Origin of the sequence: Crenothrix polyspora (genome assembly GCF_900163755.1) — a bacterium.
Taxonomy (GTDB): Bacteria; Pseudomonadota; Gammaproteobacteria; order Methylococcales; family Methylomonadaceae; genus Crenothrix; species Crenothrix polyspora.
The window spans coordinates 44009-63016 of sequence record NZ_FUKI01000092.1; the positions used below are offsets into that span (position 1 = coordinate 44009).

Genomic DNA, 19008 nt, shown 5'->3' on the forward strand with positions numbered 1-19008 from the left:
GGCAAATAACTTCGATTCTAAGCACTTTTTTGACTATTTTTTAAACAATGATAGATGATATTCTCTTTATTAGCTTGTTGCTGTGCGCTTTTTTGTATTGGACTACCGCGCAAAAAGTAAAAGAAATTGCTTTACGTGCCACTGAAGATTATTGCTTTGCAATGGAAGTGCAGATGTTAGATGCCTACATTGCCTTAAGCAAGCTGGGATTTGAACGTGATAATCTAGGGAAAATGCAAATTCGACGCTTATTTACCTTTGAGTTTTCATCTACCGGTTACGAGCGCTACAGCGGAACAATTATTATGCTCGGTAACAAGGTTAAATCTATCGTGATGGAGCCGTATCGTTTGCGGAACGATTAATCTTCTGCACCGATTGTATATTAACACTTAATATTTTAGAGACCTGATATGAATAAATGTCCCTCATGTGGCTGTGTGCGTACTGACGATACCGTTAAATGCACACAATGTGGTCGGTTATTTTCAAAAGTTATCGATATTATTTCGGCAGAAGCCGCCGAAGAAGAATTATTAACGTTTCGTGGCCAATGTAAGCGCATTTTGCAATCGGGCAATATTAAAGCTGAACTGCTGGCCGAATATAAACACTTTAAAGACGGCTTAAGCCGCAAAGGTGTGTTTACGCTGTACGTGATTATCGCGTTTGTGTTTCTGTTGACCTTATCGGTACTTTAGGCGGGCTTAATAATTGATACGAATCCCCAACTCCGCACTGCGCGAAGGCTCCGGCGCAAAATTACGTAAATACGATGTCGAGTTGCGGATATTTTCATCCAGCAAATTTTTACCTTTGGCAAACAGCAATACCTCCGAGTCATGAAAGCTGGCTAAACGGTATTGAGTTTGCAGATTCAGCAATAAATAGCCAGAAGTGTTAGTGTCATGTTGGCCAGGATTGTTTTGCGCCTCGGCACGGGTAAAGCGCAAATTGCCAGAAAAATCCGCTTTTTCGTAACTCAACTGAAAGCCATAACGCAGCGGTGGCAGTCGCGGCACATCGCCACCGTTATCAAACGTGCCACGGGTGTAATCACTAAACAGGGTAAGATCAAGCGCCCCGTAGCTGTTTTCCATAAGAGGAAAAATAGCCTGTGCCTCAAAGCCTTTAAAGGTGGCCGCCCCTTGTTGAGCATTAAGTACCGGTAACCCTTCTTTAACCGCACCGCTGCGCTGCTGATAGATATAATCGCCCACCCAATTATGGAACAAGCTAATATCCGCCGTCATCCAGCTACCATTAAAACGATAACTTAAATCCAGATTGTTAGACAATTCTTTACTGAGTGAGCGATTGCCTATTTCGTAGCTGTGCGTAGCCTCGTGCCTCCCCTTGGACAGCAACTCCTGAATTTGCGGCGCACGCTCACTGTGCGTATACGCCAACGTTAATTGATGCTGGTCGTTAATTTGCCACAATGCCGAAGCTGAACCACTGAGCGGCAAGAAGGTTAGACTGTCTTGGCCTTGCGGACGAATCGTCTGCCATTCACCGCGCAAGCCAAAATCATAACTGACTGCACCGATGTCGAAGGACTCAACCGCAAACAAACTGTAAGTATCAATGTCAGAAGGCGGCACTAACGCCTCATCACCCAAGGCAGAAAACTGGCTATTAGTAGATTGAAATCCTACCGTACCTTTAACAATACCTATTGGCTTATGCTCTAATTCCAAGCGATTTTCATAGGCGGTGTTTAAAAAAGTGGTTTCCGGTGCATCATTCACTAATTCAACGTGTTGGTAATCGGTATAGCCAAACTTCATGCGTAATTGTTCGGCAAAACTGAAAGGTTTATTCAGCTGAGCTTTAAAATCGATTTTGGTTTGGCGCATATCAACTGTCACGCGGTCGTTGTTTTTGCCATCGGGCGGAATACCGTATTTCTTTTCTAAACTGTTGATGGCCGCGCCAACCAAACCTAAATCACCGACTTTAGAAAAACCTATTGAACCGCCGCGCGAACGCGCCTGTGAGCCGTTTATTACGCCGTCAGGGTTATCCACGATGGCTGTATTGAAAAAACCAGGATCTGCTAAACGCGCGGCAGCTTCATCAATCGCCCTGCCACCAATGTGGGTATTGTTTTGGTCACGGTAAAAGCCATCGACATGATAGGCATAGCCACTCTTGCCACCTTCCAATTTAAGGGCGCTGGACGTTTCGCTGGTGGCGGAATCATAACGCTGCTCCGCCGCACCGCCTATTAACTTGCCAGGGACTTGCTCAGGAATACGATTATCAATCACGTTGACAATACCGCCGATAGCACCAGAGCCATACAACAAGGTTGATGGCCCGCGCAACACTTCCACGCGTTCAGCAATAATGGGATCGACACCGGTAGCATGGTCAGGGCTTAATGATGATACATCGTTATTGCCCAAGCTATTTTGCATGACCTTAACTCGCGAACCGCTTTGCCCACGAATAACCGGCGTACCCACGCCCGCGCCAAACGACTGGCTGGTGATGCCAGGTTCATTTTGCAAGGTATCGCCCAACGTTTGGCCAACTTGAGTACGCAAGCTTTCGCCCGATAGAATCGTTACGGGCTTGGCGAATTGCGAGGTGGCTTGTTTTAAGCTATCGCTGGTGACGGTGACCTCTTCGAGTTCTTGGGGCGTATTGTCATCAGCGTTAACGAGAGTCATCAAAACGCTGTTAGAAAGTAAAAATGTGGCAAGTAGGTGTTTTTTCATAATCTGAAATTCGAGAAATCGGAAGGCTTTATTGATCAATTGATATGTTATAACATATCACTTCTTATAGCCAGCGGCTGTCGGTGTATTTTAAGGCTTGTCTGCATTTAATAGTGTGCATTTTTGGCAGATGCCATGAATCTCAATGGCTTTACTGTGGACAGCAAACTGTGCCGATTTGATTTCCTGTACCAAAGCCTGCATCACCTGCTTGGCGGCACGTTCTTCAACTTCGTTGCATTGTTTGCAGATAAGCAATAATTGTTCGTGCTGTAAATCGGGGCAACTACAGCCTATAAAAGCGTTCAGGCTTTCTACGCGGTGTACCAAGCCTTGTTCGGTCAAAAAATCCAATGCCCTGTAAATTGTCACTGGCTTGGCCGCAGCTTGCAAAGGCTTAAGGCGGTCAAGCAGATCATACGCTTTAACGGCCTTGTGGCTGTCCCAAATCAGTCTCAATATCTGCTGGCGAATGGCGGTGAGCTGTACACCGCGTTGCTGGCATAACTGCGCCGCCAGCGTCAATGCACCTTGTACACACTGGTTATGGTCGTGCGCCGCAGGTTCATCATGGGCTGAATCAAGTGGTTCTGGGACAACTGCGTTATGTTCGTTCATAGTGCATAATCCTGCAAGCGCACAATTTGGCCAACACCGTGTGTTTTACGGTGATGCATCGTTGGCGGTAATGAGTGCTGTGCCAAGTGTGTAAGGCGACAGCTTTATCGGGTCAGCACGCCAATCAGGCAGCAGCTTCTTGGGTGACATTATGATCCAATTGATTTCGGTATAAATCGATAATAGGAAAACACAATTCATAATCTCCCCAAATCAATTCTCCATATTCAATGCGGTATTCAGCAAACTTTTCTGGATCGAGATAACGTCGAATATCAGGATGTCGAGTATTGGTTAAAAACGCTTTAAAATCGATTGTTTGTTGTTTGTTATCGTTAAATGTGAAGTGTAGACGATAATCCTCCATTTTTTCTACCGAAATAATATTGATTATTGCATGGCTCATTTTAATCTCCTCGTGATACGTTCTGGTTTTACAGATTTATACAACATGTACAAGCTCATGTTCATTTGCGTAGAACAGGATAATTAACCCAAAGCATTCATACAACTTAGGTATGATTTTTCCAAAAAATAAAATCAACCCATATTTTACGCTTGTTGATGGAAAGTGGTTCATTTTTAGCATTCTAGTATTTAATGAGCTTTATTTTGTTGGGTGGATTCGCCGCCAGGCAATCCGCTACAATACGCATTGCGCGTTGATTGGCGGCTTGCTGGTGCGTCCCCTACAATTTTGTTCTGTCGTATTCAGTGTACGATTATTTTTGTAAGCCTATAAATTTTCCTCGTTAGCAGTCTTTTAATGGCATAATTAGCCCATGTTTCTACCCTTACGCACAGTCATCCTCTTTTTCCTGGTTTTATTGCAACTCATTGCACCTTTGGTGCATGCGCATACCGGCGAACAGATTTTCAATACTGGCCTTCATATCCCAGGACTTGAGGCGTTTGATCACGCCCATAATTCCGATACCCCGTTGCTATTACAAAGCGCATCCGCCCACAATTCCGAAGGCTTGCTAATAGGCATCAACACCGGCCTTAAAGCCAAGCACAGCACTGCGTTAGATGACAACGACAGCCCTGTTTATATTATCCCCACAGCAGCCATTGTTAAAACCACGCTGTCGCAGTTTGATAGCAATTTTTCCCCGCAGCCGCTACCGCCTGCTCTACAAACACTAATCTCTGCTCACCCCGCACGCGCACCACCCCAACACCCCCTCGCTTAATCTGGACACAGCTTATGCTGTTGCCACTGTTTTTCGGTATCATGCCCAAAGTGCTGTATCGGCTACTTTTATATCACTGATACCCATCGACCTGAACCTTAATACGCGCTAACCCGCACCGAGTTCATCTATGCTAGTTTTACATTTACTCAAAATAAGTTTACCGATATTTTTATTGGCAAGCTCGTTGGCGCTGGCAAAACCGCCACCGCCCATCGTCGAACATGAAGATCCCATTGAAGTGGACGACAAGTTAACCTTGTCCAAAGTGATCAGCGATGCGATGGAAAAATTTCCCGACAGCAGTTGGCTAAAATCTTTGGAAAATGAAGCCAATGCCATTGCACAGCGCGGTAAAAGCTGGACGGCGGGCGCATCGCAAGCCAGCTTACGCTTTCAAGAAGCCGCCAGCGGCACGTTACATTATGTCGATGCCGGCGTACAAGTGCCGTTATGGAATCCTGGCCAACGCAGTGCTGAACGCGCTATTGCCAGGCAAGCCGAAAGCAGCGGTGCAGCCCAGGCCGCTTCCGTTAAATTGCGGGTGGCCGGATTAGTCCGTAGCGCCTTGTGGGATATTGCCTTACAAAAAATACGCCACGAACAAGCGGTTGCTGATCTTGATATTACCGAGCAACTGTATAACAAGGTGCAACGCCGCGTTGAGCTAGGCGATTTACCACTGGCCGATGTGTTATTGGCAGAAACCGAGCGTTTGCAAAAGCTATCCACCTTAACACTGGCCGAAGCGGAGTTAATGCACGCCCGTAAACGCTATACCAGCATCACCCAATCCACCAAACTGCCGGCTAAATACGCTGAAGAGTTGGTTGATTTAAAAGAAATTCAACATAACCATCCGGTATTGGCCGCCATCAACAGCCAGATTGAACGCAAGCAGGCGGAAATCAAGGCCATCAAGCTGGTAGGGTCTGGTCAATCTAATATCGCGATCGGCATTAACAGCGACCACGGCTCCAATGATTCGCGCTCCAATGAAACCGAAAGCTTTAACATTGGCGTAAATGTACCGTTTGGTGGTGAAGCGCATCTCGCACCACACATAGCCGCCGCGCAGGTGGAAATGGCCAAGCTGATATCTGAACGCGAGCAATTGTTCCGCGATTTGGAACAGGCGCACCATGAAGCCGAACATAATTTAAAAGTGAATGCTGCTGAGTTTGATATCGCCAAGCAATTACAAGAAGTGGCAGAAGATCATTTCAAGATGATGCAGTTCAGTTTTTCTGCCGGTGAAATTGATTTGATGGATTTGCTGAAAGTGCAAGCCAGAGCCCAGTTAGCCATTTTGAGCGCCAAAGAACGTGCCATCATTATTGAGCGCGACAAAGCCCTGTACAACCAGGCCGTAGGAGTTATGCCATGAAAGCCACTTATATTCTTAACACACAAATGACCCAACGTAAAATGTTAGCGCTCACCGTCTTATTAGCAGCATTCAGCACAACAGCGATGGCTGAAAACAACACGATAGATATCAATGCCGAACAAATCAATAATCTGGGCATACAAATGGGCAAGCTGGAAGCGGTAAACCAACAGCCACTATTAACCGCACCCGCTACAGTGGTCATCCCTTCCGCGCATGAATACATTGTCAGTGCTTCACAAGCCGGATTAATTAGCCGCTTGCATAGCTCGGTAGGCGAAAACGTTAAAAAAGGCGCGTTATTGGCGCAGATTAACAGTCCTGAATTATTAGCCTTACAAGGACGCTATCTTAAAACGCTGAGTGCCCTCAATTTAGCGGTCGTGACCCATGAACGGGATAAAAAATTATTAAAAGAAGGTGTGATTGCCAGTCGCCGCGAACAAGAAACCCTCAGTTTGTACAACGCCGCCGTGCTGGACGTGAATGAAGCCCAGCAACTGTTAGAAATTGCAGGCATGACGGCCATTGACATTAATCAGCTGAAAGCCACGCACCAGCTAAACAGTGCGCTGCGTGTTCACGCGCCTATTTCGGGCACGGTGATAGAACGCATGGCGGTGGCTGGCACGCGCGTGGATATGTTGGCACCGCTGTACCGCATTGCTGATTTGAGCGAGTTATGGTTGGAAATCAGCATTCCACAAGAACGCCTCAGCGACATTAACATCGGTAATCAGGTCGTCATAGAAAACACCTCACTCAACGCCAAAATCAGCTTATTAGGGCAAAGTGTTAATCCTGACAACCAAACCGTCATTGCCAGAGCCTTAATTCAAGCGGATCACACCGGCATAAGGCCAGGGCAGCGCGTTAATATCCAAATTATTCAGGACAGTGACAGCAGCCTTTTTAAAATCCCCAATACCGCCATCGCACAAAATGAAGGTAAATCATTTGTGTTTGTCCGCACACCGAAAGGCTTTAGCGTTAACGCGATAGACATCGTCGGCAAGCAAGACAGTCAATCCACGGTAACCGGTGATTTCACTGGCAACGAAGACATCGCCACCCAAGGTGCAGTCGCCCTAAAAGCCAACTGGTTAGGCTTGGGAGGTAAAGAATAATGGCGGGTCTGATTCGTTTTGCACTCAGCCAGCGACTGTTGATGATGATTTTCGTGTTGCTATTGGCGGGCGGTGGTTATCATGCCTTTAAACATATCCCGATTGATGCGTTTCCAGAGGTATCACCTACCCAGGTGAAAATCATCGTTAAAGCCCCGGGCATGACACCGGAAGAAGTCGAAGCCCGCATTACTGCGCCGATAGAAGTGGAGTTACTGGGCATTCCGCACCAAACCATGTTGCGCTCGCTGGCCAAATACGCACTGACCGATATTACCGTAGACTTTGCCGAAGGTACCGATATTTACTGGGCACGCCAGCAAATTGCCGAACGTTTGAACACGCTGTGGGGTGATCTGCCTGCCGGTGTCTCTGGCGGCATAGCGCCGATGACCACGCCACTGGGCGAGATGTTCATGTTTTCCGTGGAAGGTGGCGGCTTAAGCTTAATGGAGCGCCGCGACTTGCTGGATTGGGTCATCCGTCCTGCACTGCGTACCGTGGCAGGCGTGGCGGATGTCAATTCCCTGGGCGGCCTGGTGCGTAGCTTTGAGGTCGTTCCCGACAGCATCAAGCTATCGGCACGGGGCATTAGCCTTGACACTTTGATGCACGCCCTGCAAACCAATAACCGCAACGACGGCGCAGGCCGGATGACCGACGGCGAAGAGGCGTTGATCGTCCGTGCCGAAGGCCGCATCAAGAACCTGGCCGATATTGCCCGTATCGTGGTCGATAACAAGAACGGCATTCCGGTCACCGTCAGCGATGTCGCCGAAATTAAGATCGGCGCATTGACCCGCTACGGCGCGGTCAGCAAAAATGGCGAAGGTGAAGCGGTAACCGGCTTGGTGCTGAGTTTGCGCGGTGCCAATGCACGGCAAACCATCGTCGGTATTGAAGAAAAATTAGCAGAAATCAGCAAGGGCTTTCCTAAAGGCGTGTCCACCAAAGTGTTTTATAACCGTGGCAATCTGGTAGACAAAGCCGTAGACACCGTAACGCACGCGCTGCTGGAAGCCATCGTGTTGGTAATCGTGTTACTGATTTTGTTTCTGGGTGATTTACGCGCCGCCGTGGTGGTGGCACTGTCATTACCGCTGGCCGCCTTGTTCACCTTTATTTTAATGAACGCAATGGGCATGTCCGCCAACCTGATGAGCTTGGGTGGCTTGGCGATTGCCATCGGCATGTTGGTGGATGGTGCTGTGGTGGTGGTGGAAAATCTTATCACCCACCTAGCGCATACCGAAAAAGCCAAACGCTTGCCGCGCTTACATGTCATCTACCGTGCGACCGCAGAAGTGGCAGGTTCCGTTACTGCCGGTATTTTAATCATTATCATCGTGTTTTTGCCGCTGCTGACCTTGCAAGGTTTGGAAGGCAAACTGTTTACCCCAGTGGCACTGACCATCGTGTTTGCACTGGGCGGTTCGCTGGTATTGTCGCTTACCGTTATTCCGGTGATTGCTTCGTATTTGCTCAAAAATGTCTCGCATGAAGAACCGTGGTTGCCGCGCCAGCTACAGCGTCTGTACCAGCCCGCGTTAGTCTGGTGTTTGGGCAATAGCAAAAAAGTTTTTGTGTTTGCCGGTGTGTTATTGGTGGTGACGATATTTGTATTTAGTAAAATCGGCAGTACCTTTATGCCGACGATGGACGAAGGCGACATCATCGTGCAACTGGAAAAATTGCCATCAATTACTCTGGAACAATCGGTGGCGCTGGATGGCAGGGTGCAAAAAAACCTGCGTGAACACATTCCAGAAATCACCGATATTGTCGCCCGTGTCGGTACCGATGAGTTGGGGCTTGATCCTATGAGCCTGAATGATACTGATACTTTTCTCATCTTAAAACCCAAAGATCAATGGCGTATGCACAGCAAAGAAGCCTTAACCGAGGAGATACGCAAAGTGATGGCACACACCCCTGGCATCGCGTTTAAATTCACCCAGCCGATAGAAATGCGGGTGTCGGAAATGCTCACCGGCACACGCGGTGACGTGGCGATTAAATTGTTCGGTGCGGATTTGGCGGTGTTAAACGAAAAAGCGGGGCAAATCACCAGCGTCATCAAAGCCATCACTGGCGCGTCGGATGTATCAACCAAACAAAACGAAGGCATGCAGTTTTTGCAGTTGACCATCGATAAATCCGCAGCGGGAAGATTGGGTTTAGACAGCGACAGCATAGAAACTCTGCTACGCGCCCAGATTGAAGGCTTAAACGTTGGTATTGTGCAAGAAGGTATTAAGCGCACGCCACTTATTTTACGTGGCAGCAGCAACACTGCCAATTTTGACAATTTGCAGCTCACCTTGCCCAACGGCGGCCATGTGCCGGTGACGGCAGTGGCCAAGATTGAAAAAGTGGAAGGCGTGGTGTCGGTGGAGCGCGAGAAAGGCCAACGTTTTGTGGTGATTACCAGCAATGTCAAAAACCGCGATTTAGTGGGCTTTGTTGATGAAGCCCGCAAAGTGGTGGCTGAGAAAGTGACATTGCCGCCCGGTTACACGGTGGAATTCGGTGGCCAGTTTGAAAACCAGCAACGTGCTGCGGCTACGCTATCATTAGTTGTGCCGATTTCGTTGGGGTTGATTTTTTTGCTGCTGTTTACCACCTTTGGCTCGGTGCGCCAAGCGGTGCTGGTGTTGTCCAATATTCCGCTGGCGATGGTCGGTGGGGTGTTTGCGCTGTGGTTGTCGGGCGAATATTTATCAGTCCCCGCGTCCGTCGGTTTTATCGCGCTATTGGGGATTGCTGTGTTAAATGGCGTGGTGATGGTGAGTTATTTTAACCAGCTTAAGGCTACGGGTATGGAGATGATGAAAGTGGTTACCTTGGGTTCGTCGCGTAGGTTACGGCCTGTACTGATGACGGCCAGCATAGCCGCGTTTGGCTTGATCCCGTTATTATTTGCCACAGGGCCAGGTTCTGAAATCCAGCGACCCTTAGCGATTGTGGTGATTGGCGGCTTGGTATCATCTACCTTTTTAACCTTATTTTTACTGCCTATTTTGTTTAAATTATTTGGTGTTGCCAAGGAAACTGCACAATGAAAACGCAAGAATATTTGGTTACTTTAAACGTAGCGCCGAGCTTGGAAGAGTTAGTCGTGGATTGTTTGTTACTGTTGGAATCAGAACACGGTTTCAGCAGTTTTCCGGTCAATGCCCATCATCATAACAATAAAGGCTTATCGCTGAGCGAACAGGTGAGCGGTCGACAAAAGAAAATTCGTTTCCAAATGTATGTCGCCGAACAGGGGTTAGCCACGCTGTTGGCACAATTAAAACAGGAATTTTCTGGCGCAGGAATTCAGTATTGGGTATTGCCGGTGCTTGAAAATGGCGTGATTTAAACAGGGCTGAACCAAATGGAGTCGCTTAGATATCTTATATTGCATTATCTATGCGTTAGCCACTGCTTATATTGTAGCGGGAACAGCGGGGTAATTGTTACAACATGCGGTCATCATGCAACAGTAATAAACAGTTTTCCAAAGCCAAATAACTTTTAATGCTCACGAGGAAGCTACGGTAAAATAAAAATGGTGGGCAATATCGCATTGCCCACCGTACATTTCTCAAGAAAAAAACTTGACAACATTGGCCAGTGTTTTGTAAATACCCCAAAGCAACGGAATGGCAATCGCCAGCCACGCCATAAAAACCACAGCAATATTACTGAATTGATTGGTTGCAGAAATTTGCGGTACGCTCTTAGTGACAGCAATTTTTTCATGAGCAAGACGTTTTTCTTCCGCCAACTCCGCATCCGTCATAAACCATTTATCGTCTACCGGACGTATCAATACATTACACACAAAGCCAATCGCCAGCATGCTGGCTAATATCAACATGGTTTGATTGTACACTTGTTCGAGAGGAATACCCTGCGCTAACTGGTATTCACGCATGTAATTAACAATCACCGGCCCTAAAATACCCGCAGTTGACCAAGCGGTAAGCAAACGGCCATGTATCGCCCCAACCATTTGTGTGCCAAATAAATCCGCAAGATAAGCAGGAGCCGTAGAAAAACCACCACCGTACATGCTAAGAATTAAGCAAAACGCAGCCACAAATAAAGGTCGATTACCTGCGTCGGCACTGCCAGGAATACTGATATATAACAAAGCCCCAACCACAAAAAACACGCAGTAAGTCAACTTGCGTCCCATTTTGTCAGACAAACTCGCCCAAAAAAAACGCCCGCCAATATTAAACAAACTCAGCAAAGCAGTAAAACCAGCGGCAATACTTGCACAGGCAGCCAGCTGCGTTTTATCCAATGCAGCAAATGGCGTGTCAACACTTATTAACTGGCCGCCAAATACCTCTTGTAACATAGGAGATGACATACCGATAATACCAATACCGGCACTGACATTCATACATAACACACCCCACAGTAGCCAAAACTGCTTAATTTTAAAAATGTTTTTAACGTGTACGTGGCCTTGGGTAATCATGGTGTTGCTACTATCTTTTTGTGGCGCTGACCAACCGTGCGGCTTCCAGCCGGCTGGGGGAATTCGATAACCTAATGCACCCGTCATCATAAACACAAAATAAATGGCCGCCATAATCACCAACGTTGCTTCAACACCGACGTTAGTGGGGGTGGCAAAATGCTTCATTAAAGTCACTGCCAGCGGCGACCCTATCATTGCACCGCCACCAAAGCCCATGATTGCCATACCGGTGGCCATACCACGCCGGTCTGGAAACCACTTAATTAAGGTTGATACAGGTGAAATATACCCTAAACCTAAGCCTATGCCACCAATAACACCTGAACCCAGCAACAGCAACCAAAATTGATGGTAATGCACGCCTAGCGCAGAAATTAACATCCCATTGCACCAGCATAAAGCACTGACTACGCCGGCTTTGCGTGGCCCTACATGTTCCAGCCAGCCACCCCATAATGCTGCCGAACAACCTAAAAATACAAAAAATAACGTATAAACCCAGCCTAATGTAGCAATATTCCAATCGCATTGCGTGCTTATTAGCGCCTGAAAAAAACCAGAGCCCGCTTCGCAAGCAATACTTTCTTTAATGCCCAGCGCTTTAGAGAGCGGCAGCCAAAATACCGAAAAACCATAAGCCATACCTATGCACAAATGAATAGCCAGTGCGGCTGGTGGCAATAACCAGCGATTAAAATTCGCATCGGCAATAGTGCGCTCTTTATCAAAAAAACGCGGCGTAATAGGGGGCATCAAGTCTCTCCGTCAGCCAAATTAACGCAAATTATACGCGCACAATTCTGAGATCGGTATGCGCTGTGACACTGAAAATATCAGCGTGGGATTTAATAAGTGTCTTGAAAGATAAAGCGCTAAAAACTAAGCTTATCGATTAACAAGATAGCCAAAAATTGTCACAAAGTGACATTTTTTAGTAAGCGCTGTGCGATTTTGATAACGACACGCACCTAAAATTGAACCAACCCAGCAAAATTTATCGCATCATATTGATTTACAAAATAAAAATCATTAATTTTCTTTGTTAGATAATGACAAAATTTGGCATAAATCATGCTTGCAGTATATAAATAAAGGCTCGCATTTCCGCTTTTATTTGATTAACCATAGATTTACAGCAAAGGATCAAAAAGTGAAGCGCACAATACTAAAAACAGCCGAGGCCTGTACATTATTATTCATATTATCCGCCAGTAGCAATGTCTATGCCGGAGCCATTCATGATCAAGACAGCTTTACGACCCGTATTGCAGAAAATGATGACAACTCTACACTGACTGCGCTAGGCATGACTATCAATTTTTTTGGTACATCCTACAGTGACGTATACATTAACACCAACGGCAATGTATCTTTTGATGCGGCGAATGGCAATTATCAAACAGGGCCTATTTCTAGTATAAACAAATCTATTTTGGCACCTTTTTTTGCTGATGTTGATACTCGCACAGGTAATACCATAACGTACGGTAACACAACTATTAATGGTCGCACTGTATTCGGTGTCAACTGGATAGATGTAGGGTATTACAACAGGCACACCGACAAGCTCAATAGTTTTCAGCTTATTATTACTGATCGCAACGATACTGGCCTAGGTAACTTCGATTTCGAATTTAATTATGACAAAATTCAATGGGAAAGCGGTGATGCCAGCGGAGGTATAAAAGGCTTGGGTGGCAGTTCTGCTTTATCGGGCTGGACAAACGGTTCACAGACATACCATGAATTCGCAGGATCAGGCATTAACAGTGCATTGCTAGATGGCAGCAATCTGGCATTAACCACGAACACCAGCAATTCAAATACACCTGGGCATTATATTTTTACAATGCGTAATAGTGTTTTGGTTGATTCTGACATAAACGGTGCATTGTTAGACAACGACAATCTGGCATTAGCGAGTAGTGCAATTGATTTTAATACACCTGTGAGCTATATGTTTACAATGAGTAATAGTGTTTTGGTTAACCCCATCGCAGTATCAGAACCTAACACATTGATTTTAATTAGTATAGCAATGCTTGGCTGCGCTATTAAGCGTTATAATTTACGTCCTTTAGTAGACAAGTTTTTTAGTTGCCACGCTTAACGGCAATCAAGGTTAGCTATTTTCACTGTGTTACAGCGTTTTCACAGTTCAATAGTTACAGCGTAACCGTTCGCACTGAGCTTGTCGAAGTGTGCCGTTCGTGCTTCGACAAGCTCAGCACGAACGGTGGCTGTAACTGTCCTAAGTTGAAAACGCTGTATAACAAACACAAGACACGATATTTTTAGTGTTAGCAAAATCTGTACTTAGTATCCAGCAAAATCGACCAATCAATGTCAAAACATTATGTATTTATGGCGTATTTCTTACACTAAAAGCTTATTTAAAATATATTCTTAATGATTTTGCTTGCTGTCTTAATACAGGTAAATAAAGTCTCGTAATCGCTGTGCAAAACTAAAATTTTCAATTAATCTATACCATTATTAGCTCTTTATACACCCTATCTTGCCCTGTAAATGAAACGGACATTTGTTTTTTTAGTTATCGCCTTAACACACACTCAATTTTCTTACTCTGAATCGGAAACCACCCCATTTTCTACTGACATTCCTGATTTATCGTCTGAGGCCGATAAATCTGCCTTACTTTTACAACATGCACAAATACAAATTAAACAAGGCATTTTAATCACCAGTGAAATGCCAGGACATATTAAAAATTTCACACTAGGTAATAACGAGCATTTTGTTGCTGGCCAAGTATTGGCCAATATCGATTGCCCTAAAGAGACATCGCACCTAAAGAAAGTTAACCTGATACTGAATGATCGAGCGAAGATTAAGCAGCAATTAGAAGCAGCACATTCTATTAACACTTTGGAAATCGACTTGGTTAATGCGGAGTACAAAATTGCCCAGGCGGATGCGCGCGTCGCAAAAGCATGGGTGGATCGCTGCGTGGTTTATGCACCTTTTGCAGGAAAAATAGTCAAGTTACTGGCCAAATCATCTCAAGTGCTACGTACCGGCGACAATCTCATGGAAATTATGGATGACAACCAAGAAGTCGAGCTATTGATACAATCAAATCAAATGCCGTTCATTAAAGTCGGGCAGTCTTACCAAGTAAATCATAATGCAACCGCTAAGCCGTATACCATTACATTGACCAGTTTAGGCGGCAAAGTCGATCCAGGCAGTCAAATGATCACTGTGCACGGTCGTATTACTGAAAATACCGGCAATGCGACACCAAAAACTGACAGTATTGTAGCCTTAGTGAGCCAGCCTAATTAGTCTGCTCGGTGCTTTTGTTACATTAACAATATAGTTATATTAACCGTCCACTTAATCGGGCGGTTAATTTTTAAAATTCGCACATTTCCCCATCAAACCGTTAATATTCCTCCTCTTTTAAAAGAGATAACGTAAATCATGACGCAAACCCTGTTACAAATGGCCGCGCTGATCGCCTGTGGCGCGGTTTGGCGCGCGCTACAACCTGGCAACTTATCTGCCGAACAAGTTCGGCCCGTGTTGACGACTGTGGTGTATTATTTATTTTTACCCGCGATGGTATTAGAGGTGTTGTGGCGGTCAAATATTGGTATACAGTCGATTCAATATACCATCTTGGGTATGGCCGGTGTTTTTATGGGTCTGCTAAGCATGAGTTTACTGGGATTACTGTTTAAATTTAATCACAAAAAGCAGGGGGCCATGCTACTTGCAGCGGCTTTTTCCAATGTAACTTATTTGGGGTTACCGGTTCTGGAACAAACCTTTGGCGGATGGGCGCGATCAGTAGCCATACAAATTGATGTTTTTGCAATCGCGCCATTGGTGTTTACTTTGGGTATTGTGATAGCACGACATTTTGGTGAAGGTGCTACCGAACAGCATAAACCGGTGTTATCATTTTTAAACGCACCACCGTTTTGGGCAGCAGCAGTGGCGGTGCTACTCAACCTCAATCACGTTATTATGCCGACGGTATTGGCAGACATTTTGCAAAAATTATCCGCCGCCGTAGTGCCGTTAATGCTATTTTCCTTAGGATTAGCTTTGAGTTGGTCAACGGTACGCTGCCGTAATCTGCCGTTTTTATTGCCGGTAGTTATCATTAAAATGCTATTGATGCCGTTGTTTTCATTATGGTTAGCGGGTTGGCTATGGTTTGATGCACCACATAAAGCAGCGGCGGTGTTGGAAATGGCAATGCCCAGCATGGTGGTCGGCATTATTTTTTGTGATCGCTATCACTTAGACAGTGCGCTGTATGCCATGACAGTTACTGTAACAACAATACTCAGTTTCTTCACTTTGCCATTTTGGTATAGCGTATTAACGCCTTAAATCAAACGAGACACTCAGCTGCCCCGTTGAAAAATGAGGCTTCAATAATCACACTTACTATTAAGTTAACACTATGAATCCATTACTGGAAATTTTTTCCCAGGGTGAAGAAATCATCCGAGGGCAAATCACCGATACCAACGCAACCTGGCTGTCGCAACATTCAGTACAACTGGGGTTTAATGTTGTTAGGCACACGGCGGTAGGGGATAAATTGGCAGACTTGGTGCTTTTGCTGCAAGAAATCGCCCAACGTGCCGACTGCTGCTTGTGTACGGGTGGCTTAGGGCCGACGACTGATGATCTAACCGCCGAAGCGGTAGCAAAAGCCTTCAACTTACCTTTATTATTTGATGACACTGCTTACGCGCAGATTAAACAATTTTTTGCGCACCGTGGCCGCGCCATGCCAGAGTCCAACAGCAAACAAGCCTGGTTACCCACGGGTGCAGAACGCTTAGATAATGACATGGGCACAGCACCTGGCTTTGCAGTTAAATTTCAGCGCTGCTGGTTTGCGTTTATGCCAGGCGTACCGTCCGAGATGCAACACATGTATTTGGCAAAAATTCTGCCAAGTTTAACGGGGCGATTTCAATTACACCCCGCACGATTAATCACCTTAAAAACTATCGGCATGGGCGAATCTGCCATACAAGAATGTATTGCCGGTGTTACGATTCCACACGATGTGCAATTGGGCTTTCGAGCCGCAGAAGATGTGCAAGTTAAACTGTTATTTCCTTTTGCTTATTCAGAATTAATGCTGCGGCAATTAGTCGCCGACATTGCAGAGTGCTTGGCGGCGTGTGTGTATGCTATTGATGGATTGGGCGAGGAGTCCGGCGATTTGGTGGCGACATTGGACAAACTGATGCTCAGTGGCGGCCATCGTTTAGCCGTGTTAGAAACTGCCAGCCAAGGCCTGTTAGCGGCTAAGTGTCTGGGCATGGAGTGGTTGCTTAGCGCCAGCTATATACAGTCGTTGCCACGCGTGGCAACACAATTTTCTTTAGTGCCGATGACGGATGATATTATCGCATTTGCCAAAATCATTGCGCGGCATTTACAGCAGCAGCAAGGTGCTGATTTTGCCTTGGTACAATTATACGCGGAACAACGTGACATTTTGTGCGATAAAAATCAATCCATTATTGTACACACGGTATTATTGGCAGGGGATATGTATCAACACGAAACTCATTCCATTGGCGGAACTTTGCAACGCAAACAAAAGCAAGCCGCGTTAATGTCGTTAGACGTGTTGCGCCGGTACTTCTTAACGCGCAAGCCAAATACATCAACCCAGTCACAGTAACTGTTTAGCAAAGACGTATAGCCATTAACAGCCATCATTCCAAAGTAAGAATAAATTGCCATTGCTGCTGGCTAACCGGCATAATCGACAGCCGGTTACCGCGCTTTACCAAGGCCAAGCCCTCTAATTCTGGCCTGTCTTTAAGCTCTCTTAGCGTAATAGTACGCGACAGCGTTTTAACGTATCTTACATCAACCATCATCCAACGTGGTTTAGTGTGGTCGCTTTTCGGATCAAAATGATGATCATCTGGGTCAAAGGCCGAAAAATCAGGATAACCTTCTTTTACAACTTCCATAATGCCGACGATACCTGGTATCTCGCAATTGGAATGGTAAAAAAACACTAAATCACCACGCTTCATATCATCGCGCATCATATTTCTGGCTTGATAATTACGCACACCATCCCAGTGTTCGGTTTGATTAGGTCGGTCACGCAAATTGTTAATACTGAAGGCATCGGGTTCAGACTTCATTAGCCAATAATTTTTTAAGGCAGCGGACATAGTAATTTTTAAAAAATAAAGTGTTAAGCAACGCCAATCGCTATCTTATAACACGGGCATTACATATTGTTTTATACGGTGTGCGGTATTGATCTTGCATTTATTACTGCACTATATTCATTAAACTACCATAAAAAACAAATTGATAATAAAATATTTACTTGCAGTTGGGTGCGCGGATTATTGCTCATGTATGCACACAATGATAATTTCGTAATGACGGCTAATTTTTATAAAAAATAGGTCATTTCATTGGGAACTTAAAATTAAGTGTACGGTCAGACTGGGCATACTTATCGGATATAAGCTTTCGTGGGCTTATTCGATATTCTCAGTTTATATGACTCCTCTATAATCCCTCCAAAGTAGTCTCTTGGAGGGTCTTTTAGCTGAACAGCAAGGATCTCCCGTGCGTAATATTTCTGCCATTGCCTTGCAATGCGCTCAATATGCCATTGAGGCTAATTTTTATGTATCCTTACTCATGATGTCGGTAGGTAGCCTGTTATCACTCACTGAAAATTACAGTATTTTTGAATTTAATGTCGATCTTTATGGCGAGCTGGCCAATAATCTACGATCTATTATGGCGTACTTGGCATTGACAGAAATTATGGTTTTTTTGTTTTGTTTTCTTACCAAACAATACCAACATTTTATTTTTGTAGGATTTTTTCTCATCGTCATGATCGGTTCAGTGCAATTTTATGGTGAGATAAACAGCATAGAAACAGACCCCAATCTTGATCTATGTCTTTTATACGCGGGTTTATCGCATATTTTATTCGGCACACTGGCTGTTTATAAAAATAAACGTATTTTAGAGTCCCCTAAATAAATCTACCGAAGCGCTCAAGCCAAGCGGCATTTTGCCCCAGTTTAACTCAACAACCTCTAACCTGTGGTAACGTCTTTGCTTAAATTTCTGTAAGTATTCACTTCCCCATAACGTGCCCGTGAGAGTACGCTACGAAACGTAAAATCAGATAAATCCGTTAGCAATTCCTCTAAATTGTGCTTTTTTTGTCAGAATTTACTGGTTTTACACAATTTATCCAAGTGAGCGAAAAACCCCGCCGCTTTAGGGCGAGGATGAAAACGACCCACACTGCAACAGACCGAACCCTTAAAAGGGTTTAGTCACTTGTTTAGTGCGGCTATATTCGCTACAATCAAGACTGCTGCTTAGGATCGCTACTATGACGGCAATCATGAAATCAACTGTCGGGCTGACGGAGCCAGTCTGTAAAGTGAACGATGCAACAATGCCGTTAGCA

General features: G+C 45.3%; 17 protein-coding genes. 12 read left to right on the forward strand and 5 right to left on the reverse strand.

The genetic code is table 11. The annotated features are described in order from the left end of the window. Positions 1-47: 47 nt before the first annotated feature. Positions 48-365, forward strand: coding sequence for a DUF3301 domain-containing protein (locus tag CRENPOLYSF2_RS05345; RefSeq protein ID WP_087142914.1), 318 nt, complete (start codon positions 48-50; stop codon positions 363-365). Between the two features lie 48 nt (positions 366-413). Next, complete coding sequence (locus CRENPOLYSF2_RS05350) at positions 414-701, forward strand: hypothetical protein (protein ID WP_087142915.1); 288 nt, start codon at positions 414-416, stop codon at positions 699-701. A 6-nt stretch (positions 702-707) separates the two neighbouring features. Here CRENPOLYSF2_RS05350 and CRENPOLYSF2_RS05355 read toward each other — a convergent pair whose 3' ends face one another. From CRENPOLYSF2_RS05355 to CRENPOLYSF2_RS05365, 3 genes are all read right to left on the reverse strand, one after another. Next, positions 708-2726, reverse strand: coding sequence for a TonB-dependent receptor (locus CRENPOLYSF2_RS05355; RefSeq protein ID WP_087142916.1), 2019 nt, complete (start codon positions 2724-2726; stop codon positions 708-710). A 90-nt stretch (positions 2727-2816) separates the two neighbouring features. Then, a complete protein-coding gene (locus tag CRENPOLYSF2_RS05360; protein ID WP_087142917.1) occupies positions 2817-3344 on the reverse strand; it encodes a transcriptional repressor in 528 nt (175 codons plus the stop codon). Between the two features lie 124 nt (positions 3345-3468). Beyond that, positions 3469-3750, reverse strand: coding sequence for a DUF2442 domain-containing protein (locus CRENPOLYSF2_RS05365; protein WP_087142918.1), 282 nt, complete (start codon positions 3748-3750; stop codon positions 3469-3471). Between the two features lie 376 nt (positions 3751-4126). On the opposite strand from CRENPOLYSF2_RS05365, the gene CRENPOLYSF2_RS05375 reads away from it, so the two are divergent. The 5 genes from CRENPOLYSF2_RS05375 (at position 4127) to CRENPOLYSF2_RS05395 (ending at position 10421) form a co-directional block, all read left to right on the forward strand. After that, positions 4127-4540 carry a hypothetical protein gene (locus CRENPOLYSF2_RS05375; RefSeq protein WP_087142920.1) on the forward strand — a complete coding sequence of 138 codons (414 nt, stop codon included), beginning with the start codon at positions 4127-4129 and terminating at the stop codon, positions 4538-4540. Between the two features lie 130 nt (positions 4541-4670). Next, positions 4671-5927 (forward strand): TolC family protein, encoded by a 1257-nt coding sequence (locus CRENPOLYSF2_RS05380; RefSeq protein WP_087142921.1) that lies wholly within the window; start codon positions 4671-4673, stop codon positions 5925-5927. After that, entirely contained in the window at positions 5924-7057 is a 1134-nt protein-coding gene (locus CRENPOLYSF2_RS05385; protein WP_245807908.1) for an efflux RND transporter periplasmic adaptor subunit, read from the forward strand. Before CRENPOLYSF2_RS05380 ends, CRENPOLYSF2_RS05385 begins: the two co-directional genes overlap by 4 nt. Next, positions 7057-10119 (forward strand): efflux RND transporter permease subunit, encoded by a 3063-nt coding sequence (locus CRENPOLYSF2_RS05390; RefSeq protein WP_087142922.1) that lies wholly within the window; start codon positions 7057-7059, stop codon positions 10117-10119. Before CRENPOLYSF2_RS05385 ends, CRENPOLYSF2_RS05390 begins: the two co-directional genes overlap by 1 nt. After that, entirely contained in the window at positions 10116-10421 is a 306-nt protein-coding gene (locus tag CRENPOLYSF2_RS05395; protein ID WP_087142923.1) for a DUF3240 family protein, read from the forward strand. The genes CRENPOLYSF2_RS05390 and CRENPOLYSF2_RS05395 overlap by 4 nt, the downstream gene beginning before the upstream one ends. A 225-nt stretch (positions 10422-10646) precedes the next feature. Here the strand turns inward: CRENPOLYSF2_RS05395 and CRENPOLYSF2_RS05400 are convergent, their stop codons facing one another. Then, the gene (locus CRENPOLYSF2_RS05400; protein WP_087142924.1) at positions 10647-12290 is read right to left on the reverse strand and encodes an OFA family MFS transporter; all 1644 of its coding nucleotides are present in this window, start codon (positions 12288-12290) and stop codon (positions 10647-10649) included. A 397-nt stretch (positions 12291-12687) separates the two neighbouring features. Between CRENPOLYSF2_RS05400 and CRENPOLYSF2_RS05405 the strand changes: the two genes are divergently transcribed. From CRENPOLYSF2_RS05405 to CRENPOLYSF2_RS05420, 4 genes are all read left to right on the forward strand, one after another. After that, positions 12688-13647 carry a nidogen-like domain-containing protein gene (locus CRENPOLYSF2_RS05405; RefSeq protein ID WP_140396806.1) on the forward strand — a complete coding sequence of 320 codons (960 nt, stop codon included), beginning with the start codon at positions 12688-12690 and terminating at the stop codon, positions 13645-13647. A gap of 419 nt (positions 13648-14066) precedes the next feature. Beyond that, on the forward strand, positions 14067-14846 hold the full coding sequence (locus tag CRENPOLYSF2_RS05410; protein WP_087142926.1) for an efflux RND transporter periplasmic adaptor subunit: 780 nt from the start codon (positions 14067-14069) through the stop codon (positions 14844-14846). A gap of 138 nt (positions 14847-14984) precedes the next feature. After that, positions 14985-15905, forward strand: coding sequence for an AEC family transporter (locus CRENPOLYSF2_RS05415; protein WP_087142927.1), 921 nt, complete (start codon positions 14985-14987; stop codon positions 15903-15905). Positions 15906-15978: 73 nt separating this feature from the next. Further along, positions 15979-17223 carry a competence/damage-inducible protein A gene (locus tag CRENPOLYSF2_RS05420; protein ID WP_087142928.1) on the forward strand — a complete coding sequence of 415 codons (1245 nt, stop codon included), beginning with the start codon at positions 15979-15981 and terminating at the stop codon, positions 17221-17223. Positions 17224-17257: 34 nt separating this feature from the next. On the opposite strand, the gene CRENPOLYSF2_RS05425 is transcribed toward CRENPOLYSF2_RS05420, so the two are convergent. Next, on the reverse strand, positions 17258-17731 hold the full coding sequence (locus CRENPOLYSF2_RS05425) for an EVE domain-containing protein (RefSeq protein ID WP_245807909.1): 474 nt from the start codon (positions 17729-17731) through the stop codon (positions 17258-17260). 409 nt (positions 17732-18140) lie between these two features. Between CRENPOLYSF2_RS05425 and CRENPOLYSF2_RS05430 the strand changes: the two genes are divergently transcribed. Continuing rightward, complete coding sequence (locus CRENPOLYSF2_RS05430) at positions 18141-18569, forward strand: hypothetical protein (protein WP_087142929.1); 429 nt, start codon at positions 18141-18143, stop codon at positions 18567-18569. Positions 18570-19008: the final 439 nt, after the last annotated feature.

What these genes read in the sequence shown, in the direction of transcription:
- CRENPOLYSF2_RS05345 (WP_087142914.1), top strand. Translation starts at nt 48, where the DNA reads ATGATAGATGATATTCTCTTTATTAGCTTGTTGCTGTGCGCTTTTTTG.
- CRENPOLYSF2_RS05360 (WP_087142917.1), bottom strand. Translation starts at nt 3,344, where the DNA reads ATGAACGAACATAACGCAGTTGTCCCAGAACCACTTGATTCAGCCCAT.
- CRENPOLYSF2_RS05410 (WP_087142926.1), top strand. Translation starts at nt 14,067, where the DNA reads ATGAAACGGACATTTGTTTTTTTAGTTATCGCCTTAACACACACTCAA.
- CRENPOLYSF2_RS05365 (WP_087142918.1), bottom strand. Translation starts at nt 3,750, where the DNA reads ATGAGCCATGCAATAATCAATATTATTTCGGTAGAAAAAATGGAGGAT.
- CRENPOLYSF2_RS05385 (WP_245807908.1), top strand. Translation starts at nt 5,924, where the DNA reads ATGAAAGCCACTTATATTCTTAACACACAAATGACCCAACGTAAAATG.
- CRENPOLYSF2_RS05375 (WP_087142920.1), top strand. Translation starts at nt 4,127, where the DNA reads ATGTTTCTACCCTTACGCACAGTCATCCTCTTTTTCCTGGTTTTATTG.
- CRENPOLYSF2_RS05425 (WP_245807909.1), bottom strand. Translation starts at nt 17,731, where the DNA reads ATGTCCGCTGCCTTAAAAAATTATTGGCTAATGAAGTCTGAACCCGAT.
- CRENPOLYSF2_RS05380 (WP_087142921.1), top strand. Translation starts at nt 4,671, where the DNA reads ATGCTAGTTTTACATTTACTCAAAATAAGTTTACCGATATTTTTATTG.
- CRENPOLYSF2_RS05420 (WP_087142928.1), top strand. Translation starts at nt 15,979, where the DNA reads ATGAATCCATTACTGGAAATTTTTTCCCAGGGTGAAGAAATCATCCGA.
- CRENPOLYSF2_RS05350 (WP_087142915.1), top strand. Translation starts at nt 414, where the DNA reads ATGAATAAATGTCCCTCATGTGGCTGTGTGCGTACTGACGATACCGTT.
- CRENPOLYSF2_RS05395 (WP_087142923.1), top strand. Translation starts at nt 10,116, where the DNA reads ATGAAAACGCAAGAATATTTGGTTACTTTAAACGTAGCGCCGAGCTTG.
- CRENPOLYSF2_RS05355 (WP_087142916.1), bottom strand. Translation starts at nt 2,726, where the DNA reads ATGAAAAAACACCTACTTGCCACATTTTTACTTTCTAACAGCGTTTTG.
- CRENPOLYSF2_RS05415 (WP_087142927.1), top strand. Translation starts at nt 14,985, where the DNA reads ATGACGCAAACCCTGTTACAAATGGCCGCGCTGATCGCCTGTGGCGCG.
- CRENPOLYSF2_RS05400 (WP_087142924.1), bottom strand. Translation starts at nt 12,290, where the DNA reads ATGCCCCCTATTACGCCGCGTTTTTTTGATAAAGAGCGCACTATTGCC.
- CRENPOLYSF2_RS05390 (WP_087142922.1), top strand. Translation starts at nt 7,057, where the DNA reads ATGGCGGGTCTGATTCGTTTTGCACTCAGCCAGCGACTGTTGATGATG.